Source organism: Phenylobacterium sp. (genome assembly GCF_030693805.1).
Lineage (GTDB): Bacteria > Pseudomonadota > Alphaproteobacteria > Caulobacterales > Caulobacteraceae > Phenylobacterium.
On the sequence record NZ_JAUXZW010000401.1, the window covers coordinates 1 to 1,102 of the forward strand.

Here is a 1,102-nt window from a genome sequence, read left to right on the forward strand (position 1 = left end):
AAAATGCTTCCCAATCCGTAACCCTGTAACTTTGTAACCCAATGGCTTTCATCGAACAACAGACCATCCTTGACAATACTTCCGGAGGTCTGGACATCATCTATTCGTACTTTCCACAGGCCGAAGCCGCCCAATCACACATCGACAAACGGTTTAAAATCCGTAATGAGAAAACCCCTTCGGCTTCGCTGAAAAAATTGGGTGATGGCACCTGGATTCTGACCGATTTTGGCGGAGACCAGACACGCCGGAATGGAATTCAGGTTTGCATGATGGAAGAATCGATTACTTTTCGCGAAGCGCTGGTCATGCTCACCGACCGCTATGGAATCGGTGGTATCAAAGCTGAAATCAACAAATCGGATTTTTCCCGGCGCCCGGCGAAACCGAACGAAACCGATGGCAGTTATTATTTTGATGTAAAAGACCAGATTTCTCAGTCAGAACTTCAGGTTCTTGGCCCAAAGGTAACCACCGAGATTTGTAAGAAATATCATTTCTACTCCCTGAACAGCTTTACTTATATCAAGAACGGAGAAGCCCAGGTCACCGCTTCAAACGACAATTATCCCATTTTCATGGTGAACCATGGCGATTGGCAGAAAATCTACCAACCGATGAACCCTGAAAAACAGTATCGGTTCCGACATGCAGGCATCAAACCCAAAGATTTTATTAATGGGCTGGAGCAGCTTAATAAGGCCTATGAGGATTTTAAATCTTCTCAACTCAGAGATAAATCAGAGGATGATGAAAAGGAAACCGAGATCGAAAAGCTGGAGGAAGCCATCATTTGCTCCGGTGAACGGGATGCGCTTAATGTTGCCGGTTACGGCTACTACCCAATCTGGATGAACAGCGAAACGGCCAGCCTTCCGGCAAAAGACTACAAGGCCATCACTCGATGCGTTAAGAAACTATATATCCTTCCAGACATTGATCAGACCGGTGTCCGTTCAGCCATCAAGCTGGGAATGGAATACATGGACATTCTCTTTATCTGGCTGCCTGAAAGTTTAAAGAAATATAAAGATCCAAGAGGTCGGTTCCGCAAAGACTTTCTGGATTACATCGAGATTTATCCTACGGACTACGATTTCAA

The 1,102-nt window shown here is 45.2% G+C and carries 1 protein-coding gene; it reads left to right on the top strand.

Annotated elements, in window-relative coordinates; translation table 11 throughout:
- Positions 1 to 41: 41 nt before the first annotated feature.
- Positions 42 to 1,102, top strand: a 1,061-nt coding sequence (locus Q8M88_RS16050) for a toprim domain-containing protein (protein WP_305598160.1), incomplete at its 3' end; no start/stop codon positions are given.